This is a genomic window from Coprococcus sp. AF21-14LB, from assembly GCF_003458885.1.
Lineage (GTDB): Bacteria > Bacillota > Clostridia > Lachnospirales > Lachnospiraceae > UBA9414.
Map to the genome: position 1 here is coordinate 1 of NZ_QRVX01000028.1, position 17,320 is coordinate 17,320.

At 38.6% G+C, this 17,320-nt stretch carries 10 protein-coding genes, 1 tRNA gene and 3 pseudogenes; all 14 read right to left on the reverse strand.

The window, feature by feature from the left end:
* Positions 1–283 precede the first annotated feature (283 nt).
* The 14 genes and pseudogenes from DWX73_RS08160 to gyrA all read right to left on the reverse strand — a co-directional run bounded on the left by DWX73_RS08160 (position 284) and on the right by gyrA (position 17,298).
* Positions 284–371, reverse strand: a tRNA-Ser gene (locus tag DWX73_RS08160).
* Between the two features lie 171 nt (positions 372–542).
* Positions 543–1,256, reverse strand: coding sequence for a lysophospholipid acyltransferase family protein (locus tag DWX73_RS08165; RefSeq protein ID WP_118348338.1), 714 nt, complete (start codon positions 1,254–1,256; stop codon positions 543–545).
* 25 nt (positions 1,257–1,281) lie between these two features.
* The gene (locus tag DWX73_RS08170) at positions 1,282–1,836 is read right to left on the reverse strand and encodes a Fe-S-containing hydro-lyase (protein ID WP_118348339.1); all 555 of its coding nucleotides are present in this window, start codon (positions 1,834–1,836) and stop codon (positions 1,282–1,284) included.
* A 12-nt stretch (positions 1,837–1,848) separates the two neighbouring features.
* A complete protein-coding gene (locus DWX73_RS08175; protein ID WP_118348360.1) occupies positions 1,849–2,691 on the reverse strand; it encodes a fumarate hydratase in 843 nt (280 codons plus the stop codon).
* A gap of 51 nt (positions 2,692–2,742) precedes the next feature.
* Positions 2,743–4,899 carry a double-cubane-cluster-containing anaerobic reductase gene (locus DWX73_RS14970; RefSeq protein ID WP_118348340.1) on the reverse strand — a complete coding sequence of 719 codons (2,157 nt, stop codon included), beginning with the start codon at positions 4,897–4,899 and terminating at the stop codon, positions 2,743–2,745.
* Positions 4,865–6,076 (reverse strand): helix-turn-helix domain-containing protein, encoded by a 1,212-nt coding sequence (locus DWX73_RS08185; protein WP_118348341.1) that lies wholly within the window; start codon positions 6,074–6,076, stop codon positions 4,865–4,867. The genes DWX73_RS14970 and DWX73_RS08185 overlap by 35 nt, the downstream gene beginning before the upstream one ends.
* A gap of 102 nt (positions 6,077–6,178) precedes the next feature.
* A complete protein-coding gene (locus DWX73_RS08190) occupies positions 6,179–7,345 on the reverse strand; it encodes a MalY/PatB family protein (RefSeq protein WP_118348342.1) in 1,167 nt (388 codons plus the stop codon).
* 1 nt (position 7,346) lies between these two features.
* Complete coding sequence (locus tag DWX73_RS08195; RefSeq protein WP_118348343.1) at positions 7,347–8,561, reverse strand: M20 metallopeptidase family protein; 1,215 nt, start codon at positions 8,559–8,561, stop codon at positions 7,347–7,349.
* Between the two features lies 1 nt (position 8,562).
* Positions 8,563–9,322: pseudogene (locus tag DWX73_RS15540) on the reverse strand (amino acid ABC transporter ATP-binding protein).
* A gap of 18 nt (positions 9,323–9,340) precedes the next feature.
* Positions 9,341–10,186 carry a transporter substrate-binding domain-containing protein gene (locus DWX73_RS08205; RefSeq protein WP_118348344.1) on the reverse strand — a complete coding sequence of 282 codons (846 nt, stop codon included), beginning with the start codon at positions 10,184–10,186 and terminating at the stop codon, positions 9,341–9,343.
* Between the two features lie 64 nt (positions 10,187–10,250).
* Positions 10,251–10,913, reverse strand: a complete 663-nt coding sequence (locus DWX73_RS08210; RefSeq protein WP_118348345.1) for an amino acid ABC transporter permease — start codon at positions 10,911–10,913, stop codon at positions 10,251–10,253.
* A gap of 128 nt (positions 10,914–11,041) precedes the next feature.
* Positions 11,042–12,400 (reverse strand): MATE family efflux transporter, encoded by a 1,359-nt coding sequence (locus tag DWX73_RS08215; RefSeq protein WP_118348346.1) that lies wholly within the window; start codon positions 12,398–12,400, stop codon positions 11,042–11,044.
* Between the two features lie 21 nt (positions 12,401–12,421).
* Positions 12,422–14,682 (reverse strand): annotated as a pseudogene (locus DWX73_RS08220) (alpha-galactosidase).
* A gap of 136 nt (positions 14,683–14,818) precedes the next feature.
* Positions 14,819–17,298 (reverse strand): annotated as a pseudogene (gene gyrA, locus DWX73_RS08225) (DNA gyrase subunit A).
* Positions 17,299–17,320 lie beyond the last annotated feature (22 nt).

The following is a 17,320-nucleotide window of genomic DNA, read 5'->3' on the forward strand; positions in this document are numbered from 1 at the left end:
TAGGTCGTTAGACTTTTGTGTCCAACTCGTTCTGAAATCTCTTTAAAGAAATTTTCAGGGTTGTTGTCTATTGTTTAGTTATCAAGGTTCTCTGTCGTTTGACAGCTCATCTAGTTTATCATAACTGTTTTGCTTTGTCAAGAACTTTTTTTATTTTATTTTTTCAAGTCCTTGTTGTCTTTGCGACAGCTCATTTAGATTATCACATCTGTTTTGCTTTGTCAAGAACTTTTTTTCAAGTTTTTTTCAAACTTTTTTTCATTCTTCTTTTTTGAAAAAAGAGCGGAGAAAGAGGGATTTGAACCCTCGCACGGCGTGAACCGTCTACACCCTTAGCAGGGGCGCCTCTTCAGCCACTTGAGTATTTCTCCTGAATTCTTATTTCCATATTTAACTGTGCATCACAGTGCAAAATGTATTATACAAAACACATATGAATATGTCAATGATTTTTTTATATTTTTTTGCTTTTTATCACAAAAAACAAGATATGGTGTTTACAGAATATCTTTCTACCATATCTTGTCTTATTATTTCTCTATTTATTTTATGTGAGCATTGATTGTATCTTGAATTTGATTTTTTACCATTTCTGCAATTTCCGGTGTTTTCATATTTTTATATTCATCATATTCTATTGCCGGAAGAAAATGTACCTGCACTGTTACAGGTGCAGTACTGTTTGTGTCAAATGGTTTGTAAGCATCTATCAGCGCCACCGGTATAATTGGGCATTTTGCTTTGGTTGCTGCCTTGAAACTTCCGCCTTTAAATTCATTTACCTTATTTCCTTCTTTTGAGCGTGTTCCTTCTGCGAAGATTAGATAGTTTCTTCCTCCCTGCACTTCTTTCGTTACATCCATAATTACCTGCATTGATTGTCTCAAATCGTCTCTGTCAATCAAAAATGCCCTCATACAGGCAAATACCTGTTTTAAAAATGGTACGTTTCCCACTTCTTTTTTTGCTACAACAGAAAATGGTTTCGGACAGGATGCAACAATGGCCAGAACATCATACATTCCCTGATGATTCGGAAAAAACATAAATCCTGACTGTTTCGGGATATTTTCTTCACCATATGTTTCTATTGTTACATTTCCACCGATATTCGCTCGTTTTGTAATAAACCGCAGCATTTTATAATGCTGTTCTTCTGTATACTTCTGTACATGGGATGCATGATAGCATAGTTTTACCCACATAAACGGTACCAGTATAATATTGCGAAGTACCATGATTAAAATTCTTTTCATTGCCCGCTATATCCCTTCTGTTCTTTTATTTTTCTGTCTGATATTCTAAAATGGCTGTTTCATAAAGATTATTGCCTTCACAATCTACTACAACAATTGCCGGAAGATTCTCTACTTCCAGACGACGGATTGCTTCTGTACCAAGATCATCATAGGCAACTACTTCTGCATTTTTAATACATTTAGACAAAAGCGCCCCTGCTCCGCCCACTGCTGCAAAATATACAGAAGTGTTACGGACAACTGCATCAATCACTTCTTTTGTACGTTTTCCTTTTCCAATCATTCCTGCAAGTCCCATATCAAGAAGCTTCGGTGTATACTTGTCCATCCGGCTTGCTGTTGTCGGTCCGGCAGAGCCAATCGGACGCCCTTCTCGCGCCGGAGATGGACCCATATAATAGATCATCTGTCCTGTCAGATCTACCGGAAGCTCCTCTCCTGCTTCGATTGTCTCAATCATTCTCTTATGAGCTGCATCTCTTGCCGAATAAATCGTACCACTTAAATATACATAATCTCCTGCTTTCAGACTCTTTACATCTTCTTTTGTAATCGGAACTCGTATCTGTCTGTCCATCTTTCTTTCCTCCTATATCACTTCTACCACATGTCGGTTTACATGACAGCAGATATTTACTGCCACCGGAAGTCCTGCTATATGTGTCGGATAAGTGTTGATATTCACTGCAAGTGCTGTTGTTCTTCCACCCAGACCTCCAGGTCCGATTCCCAATCCGTTAATTCTTCTTAAAAGTTCTTCTTCCATCTCTTTTACATATGGAATTTCTGAATGTGTTCCCGCTTCTCTCGTTAATGCCTGCTTTGCCATAAGAGCACATTTCTCAAATGTACCGCCGATTCCAACTCCGACTACCATAGGAGGACACGCATTTGGTCCTGCATCCCGCACAGCTGTTAGAATCGCATCCTTCACACCTTCTATTCCATCTGCCGGCTTCAACATAAAAATACGGCTCATGTTTTCGCTGCCGAATCCTTTCGGTGCAACTGTAATTTTTACCTGATCCCCTGCCACAATTCTGCAGTGAATAACTGCCGGCGTATTATCATTTGTATTTTCTCTGATGAGCGGATCCTTTACAACTGATTTTCTCAAATATCCTTCTGTATAGCCCCGGCGTACCCCTTCATTTACCGCATCTTCCAGAAGTCCACCCTCCAGATGTACTTCCTGTCCGATTTCAAGAAATACAACTGCCATTCCTGTATCCTGACAGATTGGAATCATATCTTCTGCTGCGATTTTCAGGTTCTCCTGAAGTTGTCCAAGAATCTTCTTTCCGAGCGGAGATTCTTCTTTCGCCTCTGCCTGCTTCATAATTCTGTCCATATCTTCTGAAAGAAAATGATTGGCTCTGATACACATTTCTCTGACGCGCTCTGTGATTTCACTTACCTGTATGTTTCGCACCTCTCTATACCTTCCCTTCTGCAGCAATTGCTGCTCTCGTACTAAGTTTTATTATATTACAGAATGATTGTGGCGACAAGTAGTGTACTGCTCAACTTCCATCACAAGGAAGAGACGTTCGCACTCAATTCCGTCTTTCTCATCTATATCTATAATTTCATTTAATCTGGCAATTCTCGGCAGAAGTGTATTTCGATGAATCTTAAGCTTTGCCGCTGTCTGGCTTACATTTCTCTTCATTCTAAGATACCAATACAGTGTTTCATACAAATCTCTTCCCTTTTCTTCATCCTCTTTTTTAATTTTTTCCAATGCTTCTGCATATAAAGATCCTTTTGCCATTTCCCTGCCAATATAGGATACTGCCAGCTCATGATAGTACTGTTCTGTCAAATGTATACTCATACGCGTCTTTTTCTTCTGCACAAATTCCATAATATCTTTCTGGATCTTATAATTTTCTTCTTTTTGCGTTGCATCTGCAAATCCATTGCCAATTAATATTTTTCCTTCCAGATTTTCTATCCCTTTCAGATATTTAATAATCTGATTTCTATCTTTTTGTCCGTGAATCCCAGACAAAAACACGCTCTTTTGCTCTGGATAATGCAATTTCCCCTGAAAATTCTTATTTGTTTCTAAATACTCATATATTCTTTTTAAGTCTATTGACTTTTCGCCGATAATCCACATGAAATCCGGTATTTCCTTTTTCTGCTTTTCTCGACTATGTTCTTGCATCTGATATCCCTTAACAAGAATATCCAATAATTTTTCTACAATTGTCTTTTTTTTCCCAGCCGTTACATAACCAGCAAGCTTTACCCCATCTCCATCAGGATATCTTACAATTTCATTTTCCTTCGTACATACAGACTTTTCCTTGCCAAATGCAAATTGTTCCATTCCATTTTCATCATAAATACAAAATGCTACACCAGAATATTCACTGATCTCCCTCATGATCTCATGCATGCAACGATTCCCTGTCAGGCCTGTCAGCATGATCTTATAGCAGTAATTTATATCAAGCAGTTCTTTTTCTTGACTGTCATTTTCAATCATCTCAATAAATGCGGCAAGTCTTGTATTCATTTGCCCTGTATCTCCTTGAGAATAATCTGTTGTAATACAAATATAAGGCAAATGTTTCTCTTCATTTACAAATTTACGAATATAAAAAGATTCTGCCCCTGTCGCATGACAGCCCTGCAATACAACTTCTACAACTCCGTCTACATGATATTCATCTATAATCTCGCCAAGAAGGTCTATCCGATTATCATTTGGCGTCATAATAGAACAGCCAGTTGACAGATATTTTTGTGCAATTGCCCCATAAATATCTTCTGTATCTTCTTCCACCATCGTAGACAAGGCTCTTACCCCGCTGCAATTTTCTGTCGCAACAACAACGCCTCCCTGATTTTCAATTGTACGGATAACTTTCATGCTATCGCCATTGACTGGACAACCGGTAATCAGAATTCTTGGACGCTTTTCAAGTCTGTTTCCATTTCTGTATTCTTCCAGTATTTTATCTCTGACATCATCGATCACATCCGGCGATGTTTCATAATCAAACCGGTATTTACATCCAAGCACAATTTTTTGTATATTTTCTCCAGGGATTGGCGCCGGATCCAGCTTCATAACTTCACACAGACGTTTCAAAGACATACGAATTCTATTATTCAGACGCACTGCATCGCGCAATTTTTGTTCTGTAATAACTACATGAAAAAATTCTTCGAGAAATTCCTTTGTTCTAATGATTTCCTCTTTCCAAAACCGATGTGCTCTCTCAGACTGACTGTTTGGAAGTTCCATAATAAATACCGGCTTACTCTCAGCCATCATCTCATACATTTTTTTCTTGCCGTCACATGTTGTTTCTCCGATAACCAGATCTGCAAAATGAAACAACGGACATTTATCTTCTACAGCGAATCCATAGCTTGATTTTACTAGTGGACACATACTTTTCGGCATGTACTTCTCTGCCGACGGAATCGTTTCATTTGAAAATGAACATAAAGCCACCGGAATTGCCCCTGCTGCAATAGCAAGCTCCGGTGGAAAATATGCACAATACATACCGACGACAGCCTTTCCTCTGTCTTTATATTCTTTAATCTCCAAAAAAGCCTTCTGTCGTTGTTCTTCAAATTGCTCAAATATTTCCGGTAAATCCTGTACCAGTTTCATAAATTTCCTCTTTTCCCTGACTCTGCCTTGAAATATCATTCATCAAAATAAATGATAAAATTCCTCTTGATATCTCTATGTCATTAAAATCTATTTCTAAACACTCTCTAATCTGTTTTAGTCTGTATACAAGTGTATTTCTATGTATGTGCAGCATCTTAGCTGCTACTGTTATATTATTTCCACAAAGCAAATACATTTTCAGTGTTTCATACAACTCTGTATGGTTCCTTTCATCTTCTAAAAGCAATCTGTGAATAGAATAGTCATGAAGTCCTGCTTTCTCAATCAGTGGCAAGGTACACATATAAAGTCCCTGCATCGACCATTCTTCTTCCCGCTTCATTTTATTCCCGCCTTCCACATCATTGACAAGAGATATTCTTCTTAAAATATCTTTCTTCCCTGTACAAAGTTCTAAGCGGGAAAAAGGCTCACTGACACAACATCGGAATCCACATGATTCTATTATCTTATATACATCCTCCGCATCACTTTCTGATATATGATAGCACAATGCAATGATCTCCTTCGGAGTCTCATAAAAATACATATAATTCCACATCTGTTTCATCTCACAAAAAAGTTCCGCATCCTGCACGCCTTCTTTCTGGCAAAGTATTACGATATAATTTCCTTCCGGAAATGGACGAATTTCATTAATTTCTCTACTATTTTCAAAAAGTGTCCAACCTGTTATCTGTTCCCTGAAACTTTGATATATTACCTTCTGGCTTTGTTCTTCTTCCAAATACTTTCTGATTGTCTGCCTCATTATCTCTATCAGCTCTTTAAAAAATATATCATCATCTTCTTCTGTGATCAAAATTACATATCCACAGATGCCGCGATTACCGTACACCGGTTCCATATATACCATATGAGTATTCGGAATCAATCTTCTTTGAGAAATTGCTTTTAGATTGCTGAGTGTAAGATGACCACACGTAAAAGAATCCTCTAATGTCTTCACAAGTTCTGTATCCGTATCATTTTCGTATAATTTTTCTGCGCTCAAATCACAAAAACAGAAACCTGACAATATCTTGCCGGTTTCTGTCACAAATGCTATTGTTGAATTTGTATAAGCGCCTATTTTTTCTGCAATCGTTTTAAGAACAGGCTTCTCCAGCATAGCTTCAAATATAATTTTGTAACAGACATCGATTTCGTACATATCTATCACCTCATTATGGTTATTATTCCGTAGAAATGAATATCTGTCAAATAGAAAATCCACTCGCTGTTATTGATACTTATAGATTAACTCTATATCATACTACACTGTTTTGAGATACTTTGCCAATACATTCACCGTAATCTCTACATTTTCCAGAGATGTTGCCAGATTAATGCGGATATGTGTTCCAAAGCGCTTTCCTCCAAACCAGTCGCCAAAGTCTACAGCAAGTCTACATTTCTTCTGAACAACTTCTTTTACCTTTTCTGCCGGTATATAAGCGCCGAGATCTACCCAGCATAAATAAGTTCCTTCAAGTGGTGTCACAACTGCTTTTGGAAGCTTTTTGGCAAGTTCCTCCTTCAAGTATTCAAAATTCTCATAAATCTGTTTTTTTACCTGTTCTAACCATTCTGCACCACCTTCATAAGCAGCTTGAGCAGCAATATAACCGAATGCACTTCCTCCAAGCACACGATTGCCCGTTGTATATACATCCCATTTCTCACGAAGCTCTTCATCTGCGATAATGACAATAGAATTCTGTCCGCCTGCCAGATTAAATGTTTTAGACGGAGCAGCTAGCATTACCATCAAATCACGATACTCTTCAAAACACAGTGATGGAGTATGCTGATGATTTCCAAATATAAGATCCTGATGGATTTCATCGGAAATAATATACACCTGATGCTTTCTGCAGATTTCAAATATTTTTGCAAGCTCTTCCTTCTTCCATACCCTTCCTACAGGATTATGCGGAGAGCAAAGGATAAAAAGCTTTACATGCTCTTCATCTATCTGTTTTTCAAAATCTTCATAGTTAATCTGGTAATGTCCCCCATCACAGATGAGATCGGAACATATCAATCTTCTATTGTTATTTTTTACTGCATTTAAAAATGGATAGTATACCGGTGTATTGACGATGACAGCCTCGCCTGGTTCTGTCAACATTTGTACAAGCCAATGGAATCCAGCTACTACTCCCGGTGAAAAACGGATCCACTCTTTCTTAATGACTAGATTATGATGCTCCCTCTCCCAATTGATGAAGGACTGATAATACTCCTCCGGAACTTTGTAATAGCCATAAACTCCTGATTCCACATATTCTTTTAAAGCATCGATCACACATGAAGCTGCCTTAAAATCCATATCGGCCACCCACATTGCGTGAAGTCCTTCTTCGCCAAACATTCCGGTCTGACCATCCCACTTGTTGCAATTTGTATTACGCCGATCAACATAAACAAGTTTTTCCATCTTAGTCCTCTCCTTTTAGTATTCCCATGCATCCATTATATCCAAGCAAAGCAAATGTAGCCGCTGCTCCCGCAAGTACATTATCATCAAAACGATATTCAGGACTATGTAACCCCGGAATTTCTTCTTCTTTGGGTTTAATTCCAATAAACAGATAAACTGACGGTACACGACTGCTGTATTCTGCAAAATTTTCACCACCGAGATGATCTTTCTCAATGATATAAACATTTTCTTTTCCAAGAATCTCAGAAGATGTTTTTACAACACCTTCTAAAAGTACAGAATCATTTTCTACACTTTTGCCATTCGTATTGATTTCTAACTCATACTCAGCCCCTGCTACATGACATACAGCCTCTGTCTCTTTCCTAAGTTCTTCTCCAATCTGTTTAAGTACTTTGCTATTCGTTGCTCGTATTGTACCTCCAAATTCACAACTCTGTGGAATTACATTACGAACTTTCGGATTTCCCGCAATCATATATGTTACTGAAAATACCTTCGGTTCTGTTCCGCTGATTTTTCTGGTCAGCACTGATGGCATATGCTGATAAATCTCATTTGCTGCTGAAATCGGATCAATTGTTTCTTCTGGCCAGGAAGCATGTCCTTTTTTTCCTGTGATTTTTACTCGAAAGCTTCCTACACACCCAAAAGCATATTGTCTGGCAATTCCAATCTGACCACTAATTACAGATGGCCATCCATGTGCTGCAAACGCCATATCAACGTTAGGATTTTCTAAAATATGTTCTTCTTCAATTAATGTTTGTGCACCAAGACCTATTTCTTCTCCAGGCTGAAACACAAATTTAATACATCCGTTCCATTCCTCTTTGAGTTCTGCTAAAATTTTCGCTGCTCCAATGAGCCATGCAGCATGCCCATCATGCCCGCAAGCATGCATACGTCCTGGATATTCTGATTTATAACTACAATCATATAATTCTTCCACTGGGAGTGCATCAATATCTGCGCGAAGAAGAATGGTTTTTCCTTTTTTGCATTTTCCTCTTAGGATTCCTACAAGGCCAGAGCCCCCCGCCATATGTTCATAAATTTCAAGGCCGGGAATTTTATGTAATTCCCGGCTAATAATTTCATGAGTTTTAGGCAGTTCAATTCCAAGTTCTGGATAACGATGAAGTTCCTGACGGATTTTTATGAGTTCTGGCTCAATACGCCTTGCAATCTCTTTGATTTTATTTTTCATACTAATCTCTCTTTACAAAATTCAAGAATTGACGAAGTCTCGTATGTTCTGGATGATCGATAATCTCTTCCGGCGTTCCGTCTGCCGCAATTCTTCCTTCATCCATAAACAAAATTCTCGTTGCTACTTCTCTGGCAAATCCAATCTCATGTGTTACAAGAACCATAGTTGTTCCTTCCTCTGCAAGAGATTTGATTGTATTTAATACTTCCCCAACAAGTTCCGGATCAAGTGCTGATGTTGGCTCATCAAATAACACAACATTTGGATTTACTGCAAGTGCTCTTGCAATTCCGACACGCTGTTGCTGTCCACCTGATAATTTGGATGGATAGAAATCTTTTCGTTCACTCATGCCAACCTTCTCTAAAAGTTCTAATGCAATTTTTTCAGCCTCAGCTTTAGATTTTTTTTTGAACGGTTGTAAGCGCTTCCATCACATTTTCTAAAGCAGTTTTATTTTTAAACAGATTATATCCTTGAAATACCATAGAAGAATGCTTACGAAGTTCTATTATATCTTTCTTGCTGTGATGTTCTGCATCTACGGTTACATTTCCAATCGTAATGATTCCTTTTGTCGGAACTGTTAAATAATTCAAACAACGCAACAGCGTAGACTTGCCTGTTCCTGAAGGTCCTAAAATAGCAATAACCTCATTCTTATTGATTGTAAGATTGATATCTGAAAGTACTTTTGTATTTTCATCAAACTCTTTATATAAATGCTCAATCTTAACAAGCTGTGTCTCTGTTCCCATATCTTTATCTTTCTTATTTTATTTCTGAATTAACTGTGTCATATCTGCATACATCCATTTTTCAGTAATCTTTGCAATTGTACCATCATCAAGCATTTCCTGAAGGACTTTATCAAGCTCTTTTGTAAGTTCTTCTCCCTTATCTGTTTTTGGAAGGAAGTATGCTACATTATTTGCCATAAGATTTTCTTCAAAAAATCTAAAATCTGCCTTTTCATTATTGTGTGAAAATGCATTAACATTTGTTGTTGTATTTGCATATGCATCAATTCTTTCTAACATTAAGTCATTCATACCTACAGCACTGTCTTCATAAAGTTTTACTGTATATCCTTTTTCATCTGCCATATCTTCAATAATTGTCTGTGCTGCTTGACCGTTTGTAAGACCTATTGTCTTTCCAGCTAAATCGTCTAAAGTCTTATACTCTGAATTACTATTTACAATAACACACTGTGCATCTCCATAATATGGAATTGTAGCATTATACTTATCTGTACGTTCCTGTTTAACAGCAAAGCAGTTTGCAGCAACGTCTGCACGTCCTGTATCCAATTCTCCCCAGATTGCATCAAATGCTGCCTGTTTTACTTCTACTTCCCAACCAGTACGTTTTTCAATCTCATCCCACATTTCTGCATCGATTCCAGTCCATTTCCCATCATCACTCATAAGACTGTATGGTTCTCCTGTTCCAGCTGTTGCCACAACTACTTTTTTAGTTTCTTCTTTATTGTCAGAAGAATTCTCTGTTGTTTCTGTTTTTGCAGAATCTTTTTTTGACTCATCTGAATTTCCACATCCTATTAAAGATGTCACTACCATTGCTGAAACTAATAATAATGCTAATACACGTTTTTTCATAATTACTTTTCTCCTCTTTTTATCTTGTTTTTTTATCTTAATGGTTTCCCTTTAAGAATCATTATTAATACATATTGGCACATTTTTTTTCCAATACTTTATGTATAAAGCCAAGTAATAAAATAATAATCCAGTACACGAGCATTACTGCTGCATAAATCTCAAAATATCTAAATGTTCTCGCACCTTCAATCTTCGCAGCTCCCATAATATCCGGAACTCCTAACATGAATGCTAGAGAAGTCATTTTAATCAAATTAATAATATCATTGAATAATGGCGGCAATGCAATACGTACGGCCTGCGGAATAATAATTCTTGTAATCAATTGAAAGTTTGTCATTCCCAATGAATATGCCGCTTCTTTTTGTCCTTCATCCACAGAAAGCAAAGATCCTCTAATACTTTCTGACATAAAAGCTCCCATATTCAAACTCATAACTACTGCAACAGCAATAAGAGGTGTCATATTTCTTACAAATGCACTATAAAGTGCAACCCCGTAATAGAAGAAATATAACTGCGCTACAACCGGTGTTCCCCGCATGATAGAAACATACAATCTCGTAAATTGATAAAATACCGGCACTTTGTAATACCCGATAATAGCTATAATTACTCCAACAATTAAAGCAAATACAGTAGCTGCAATTGTCAGTTGAAATGTAATATTTACTTTACTGGCAATTATCGGGAGTACTTCCATAAAATAACTTACTTTAAACATTTTCTTTCTCCCTGTTCTCATGAATAGATACAGTTTTATTCTAAGCAAAAAAAAATAAATTGCATCGTCATTTCTCGACAAATGCAATTTATTTTTTTGTCATCTTCGCATATTTTCTATAAATCTTTTTAATTTATAGATTTTCTCAATCTCTTTCTAACCGTCACAATCATTGTCATAAAACATGCAGTTCCTCCTACAAAATTGGATATTGGTTCTGCCAGGAACACTCCCATCACACCAAGACCGCCAATATACGGAAGCAGCAATGTCAGCGGCACAACGATAATTACTTTTCTAAAAATAGAAAAAAATACTGCATGTCTGGAAAATCCAAGGGCGACAAAGGTTGACTGCCCTGCAAACTGCAGAGCCATCATAAAAATTCCAAAAAAATATACTTTCATCGCCGGGACTCCGGCTTCAAGCAAAGCCCGTTCACTGCTGAACATCTTTATGAAAAATTCCGGGAAAAAGTCCACCAGAACCCATGCTCCAAGTGTGATCACAATACACACGACTGACATAAAACGGATCGCTTCTTTTACACGATCATATTTTCCGGCACCGTAGTTGAATCCTATAACCGGCTGCGCCCCGTTTGTAATTCCTGTCACTGGCAAATGTGTAATTTCTCTCACAGAATTTAATACAGTCATAACCCCAACGTAAATATCTCCGCCGAAACCGGCCAGAACTGCATTGCAAACAATCTGTACGATTCCATTTGTTATTGCCATCACAAAACCGGATGTTCCAAGTCCTACAATCTCTTTTAGAAGCTTTGGCTGTACTTTCATTCTTCGGCGTTCCAGTCGGATCAGTACCTTTGAGCCTGTAAGAAAATGAATCACCCATACTGCAGACATGGCCTGTGAGATCACTGTCGCCAGAGCAGCGCCTTTTACCCCCATATGAAATCCAAAGATAAAGATCGGATCTAAAATAATATTGGCAAATGCACCAATCAGAACAGAAAGCATTCCTGTTTTACCAAATCCCTGTGCATTGATAAAGCTGTTCATACCAAGACTTAGCATCACAAAACCTGTTCCTAACAAGTAGATACTAATATAATCATTTGCATACGGAAATGTGGCGTCACTGGCTCCGAATAAATATAATAGTGGGCGTTTCAGAAGAAATCCGGATACCATAAGCGCTGCCGCCGAAAGAATCAGCATGGAACAGGTTGTTCCCATAATATTTCCGGCACGTTCTTCCTCATCTCCTCCTCTTGCGATAGAAAATAACGGCGCACCTCCCATTCCGAATAAATTGGCAAATGCAATCATAATGGTAATCATCGGCAGCGTCAGTCCAATTCCCGTAAGCGCCTGCGATGAAGCATTCGGAATGTGTCCGATGTAGATTCGGTCTACAATGTTATACATAAGATTGATTAACTGTGCCAATGTCATTGGAATTGCAAGATTTAAAATATTTCTGGAGATTTTTCCTGTTCCGAAATCATGTTTCTGTTCCATTTTATCACCTGATTCTCTGTTTTATTTTGCCTTTATTCTGAACAATCTTGAAAAGTAATCTCCCTGCTGTTCTCTTAAAATATCATGAAGCCCGGAAGAAAAATCTGATACGCTTAATCCCACATTCAATAATTCATCTCCGTAATGAAGATGTTCTTCTGTCTTTTCTCCAAAACTTCCATATTCCGTAATTTCATATCTCTGATCCGGAAGAAGTCCTTCCAGCTGAATCCTCTGAAAACTTCCCTGCGGCGGCTGCAGTACGCGGAAATATGCAACAAGCGCTTCTTTCCGGTCTTTTGAAACAACCATCCATGCAGAAGAACTGTCATTCGATGAAAGCCGTTCAAATGGGCTTTTTAGACGATAGAACCACCCCTTTTGAATCAGTTCCCGATAGTCTTTCATAAATGCTACCTGGCGTTTCATTTCTTCCAGTTCTTCTTCCGGAAGCTTTGTAATATCAAGCTCATAACCAAATGTTCCAAAATATGCCACATTTGCTCTTGTATCCAACGGAGTGTCCCTAAAAACCTGGTGATTTGGCGATGCAGATACATGGCTTCCGATACTGCTTAACGGATATACCATTGATGTTCCGTACTGAATCTTAATACGTTCTACTGCATCCGTATCATCTGATGCCCATGCCTGAGGTGCATAGTAAAGCATCCCCGGATCAAATCTGGCTCCTCCGCTGGAACAGGATTCAAATAAAATGTGCGGAAACTCCTGAATCAATCTTTCGTACAGCTCGTATACACCGAGAATGTATTTATGCCGCACCTTTCCCTGATAAATACTGTCATTGCCATTGGAAAATACCTCTGAAAAAGAGCGGTTCATATCCCATTTTACATAAGATACCGGAGCTGATCCGAGAATTTCTCTCATCTGCTGATGGATATAATCTATGACTTCTCTTTTTGAAAAATCAAGTACATACTGATTTCTGCAATGGCAATAATTTCTTCTCAGATCTACAAGAAGCCAATCCGGATGTGCCCGGAATAAATCGCTGTCCTTATTTGTCATCTCAGGCTCAAACCACAGACCAAATTTCATTCCCATTGCCTCAATCTTCTCTGCCAGTCCTTTAATTCCTCCCGGAAGCTTATCTTTATTAACGTACCAGTCGCCGAGAGAACAGGTATCTGTATTTCTTTTTCCAAACCATCCGTCATCTAACACAAACAGCTCAATCCCGATCTTCTTCGCCTGATTTGCCAGCTGCAAAATCTTTTCTTCATCAAACTGAAAATAAGTAGCTTCCCAGTTATTAATAAGAATCGGCCGCACCCGGTCTCTCCACTGACCTCTTGCCAGTCTTGTACGATACAGCTCATGAAATGTCTGACTCATCCCATTTAATCCAATTCCGGAATATACCATGACAAGCTCCGGTGTCTGGAAACATTCTCCTTCTTCTAATTTCCAGCGAAATTCATTCGGATGAATTCCAAGTACAACTCTTGTTACATTAAAATTATCAACTTCTGCCTGTGCCAGAAAATCGCCACTATATACAAGGCTAAATCCGATGCTTCGCCTGCACGTTCCGTTGTTTCCCGGCGTTTCAACGCCAAAAACGGATTAAACTGATGACTGCTTCCGCCTCTCATGCTGTAGATGCCCTGTGTTCCATAATTCAGTTCTCTCGTCTGAACATGCCGCTCTCTTGACCATGCCCCGGCAAGTTCAATCATTTCATATTCTTTGTCCGGAAGATCAAGACATCCGCTCATCGCATTTAAAATTGTAATTCCTTCCTGATTATCGCATACGAATTTTACATGTTTTGTGATAACCGGATATGCTTCAAAAATGGTATATGACAGAATGATTTTTGTTTTAAGCAGCTTATCTTCCAGTACAACTTCAAGTGTCGCTGCTTCTGAATCCGTTTCTGTATACACAGCCGGCAACCCTTCTAACTTCTTCTTGCCCGCAAAAATCACATGCTCTTTATACTGAAAATCAACAGTTCTGCTCCCATTTTTCTGTTCCAGCTCAAATGCCGGATATCTCATATCTCCTGAACCATACGATGGATATTCCTGTTTTAAGTGCTCCAGAGAAAATCTGTAATTTCCTTCAAAACAATTCGGAGTCATATCTCTTCCTGCATATTCAATTAAGTATCCAAAATCATCGCAATCCGTAATTTTCTTACCGTAATAGATATGACCTAACTGTCCATTTTTCATTACTTTAAAAATATAACTGATACTCTGATTGTACAAATGAAATTCTTTTGACTGTTCATGAAAGATAATTGGCATAATACTTCCTCCTCAGGATATTTCTGTAATTATTTTTTATTATAACAGATTTTTTCGAACGAAAAAAAGTCTTCTGAAAAATTCTTCATAAATTTTTCAAAAGACTTTTCATTACCGAAAATGATTTTATCTCTTATTATTCTTCGGCTGTATCTTGTCCCTCTTCAGACTGTTCTTCTGTTTCTCTTACTTTTGCGATACTTGCTACCTTGTCATCACCTGACAGATTGATCAGTTTGACACCGGATGTAATTCGTCCAAGACAGATATGCCGCTGCATTCCATACGGATAATAATTCCCTCTGTATTAATGATCATGATCTCGTTGTCCTGATCTACTGCTTTTACACCTACAACGTTACCTGTCTTTTCAGTAATCTTATAGCATTTTACGCCTTTACCGCCTCGATTTTGTTTTGTAAATTCTTCCAGTTTTGTGAGTTTACCCATACCTTTTTCAGATACAATCAGAAGATAATCTCCCTGTATATCAAGCTGCATTCCAACGATTTCATCCCGATCGCCGAGATTCATACCGCGAACGCCCATTGAAGTCCTTCCGGTCGGTCTTACATCACTTTCATTAAAGCGGATACACTGTCCGTATTTTGTCACAAGAATAATATCCCGCTCATTATCTGTTGCCTTTACTTCGATCAATTCATCATCTTCTCTGAGGGTAATTGCTGCCAGTCCGGTCTTTCTTACATTTGCATAATCCTGAATCGGAGTTTTCTTTACAAGACCTTTCTTTGTAGCCATAAACAGATAATGTCCTTCTTCGTAATCCTCAATCGGAATGACAGCAGTGATTTTCTCACCCGGCATCATCTGCAGCAGGTTAATGATCGCTGTTCCTCTTGCCGTCCTGCTTGCCTCCGGAATTTCATAACCTTTCATGCGGTACACCCGTCCTGTATTCGTAAAGAACATGAGATAATGATGTGTAGAAGTCATAAACAGCTCTTCTACATAATCTTCGTCCAGTGTCTGCATTCCTTTAATGCCCTTACCTCCCCGGTTCTGGCTCTTGAATGCATCTACAGACATTCTCTTAATATATCCTAATTTTGTCATTGTGATAACAACATTCTGTTCCGGAATCAGATCCTCCATGGAAATATCAAACTCATCAAAACCAATTGACGTTCTTCTGTCATCTCCATATTTATCACGGATTACAATAATTTCTTCCTTGATCACTCCAAGAAGCAGTTTTCTGTCTGCAAGAATCGCTTTTAACTCGCCGATTCGTTTCATCAGTTCAGCATACTCTGCTTCCAGTTTTTCCCGCTCCAGACCTGTCAGCGTACGCAGGCGCATTTCCACAATCGCCTGTGCCTGTGCCTCAGACAGTTCAAAACGTTTGATCAATTCTGCTTTTGCAATCTGTACTGTTTTGGAACCGCGGATAATTGTGATTACTTCATCAATATTATCAAGTGCGATCAACAAGCCCTGTAAAATATGAGCCCGCTCTTCTGCACGATTTAATTCATATTTCGTTCTTCTTGTGACAACCTCTTCCTGATGCTTCAGATAGAGATTCAGCATGTCGAGAATATTAAGCACCTTTGGTTCATTTCCAACAAGCGCCAGCATAATTACACCAAAGGTATCCTGCATCTGCGTATGCTTATATAACTGATTTAGAATTACATTTGCATTGACATCTCTTCTAAGCTCAATACAAATACGCATACCTTCACGGTTAGACTGATCACTCAGATCTGTAATTCCATCGATTTTCTTGTCACGCACAAGTTCTGCTATTTTTTCAATCAGGCGTGCTTTATTTACCATATATGGCAATTCTGTGACAACAATACGGCTCTTGCCATTTTGCATCGGTTCAATGTCTGTTACTGCACGCACACGAATCTTACCTCTTCCGGTACGATAAGCTTCCTCGATTCCTCTTGTTCCAAGAATCGTTGCTCCTGTCGGAAAATCAGGTCCTTTAATGATCTTTAGTATATCTTCAATTGTCGTTGTTCCATTATCATCAATCTGATCATCAATAATCTTTACCACTGCATCGATCACTTCGCGAAGATTGTGCGGCGGAATATTCGTCGCCATACCAACTGCAATTCCGGATGTTCCATTGACAAGAAGATTTGGAAATCTTGCCGGAAGCACGGTTGGCTCTTTTTCTGTCTCATCAAAGTTTGGAGCAAAATCTACAGTATTTTTATTAATATCTGCTGTCAGCTCCATGGAAATCTTACTGAGTCTTGCCTCTGTATATCGCATGGCAGCAGCTCCGTCCCCATCGACAGAACCGAAGTTTCCATGTCCGTCTACAAGGGGATATCTTGTAGACCACTCCTGAGCCATATTTACGAGTGCACCATAGATCGAGCTGTCTCCATGCGGATGATATTTACCCATTGTATCACCGACAATACGCGCACATTTACGATGCGGTTTGTCCGGGCCATTATTCAGTTCGATCATTGAATACAAAATTCTTCTCTGTACCGGTTTCAGACCGTCTCTTACATCCGGAAGCGCCCGGGATGCAATAACACTCATGGCGTAATCAATATAAGATTTCTCCATTGTCTTCTGCAGGTCTACTTCGTGGACTTTATCAAAAATGTTGTCTTCCATGTCTTACTCTCCTTCTCATCCA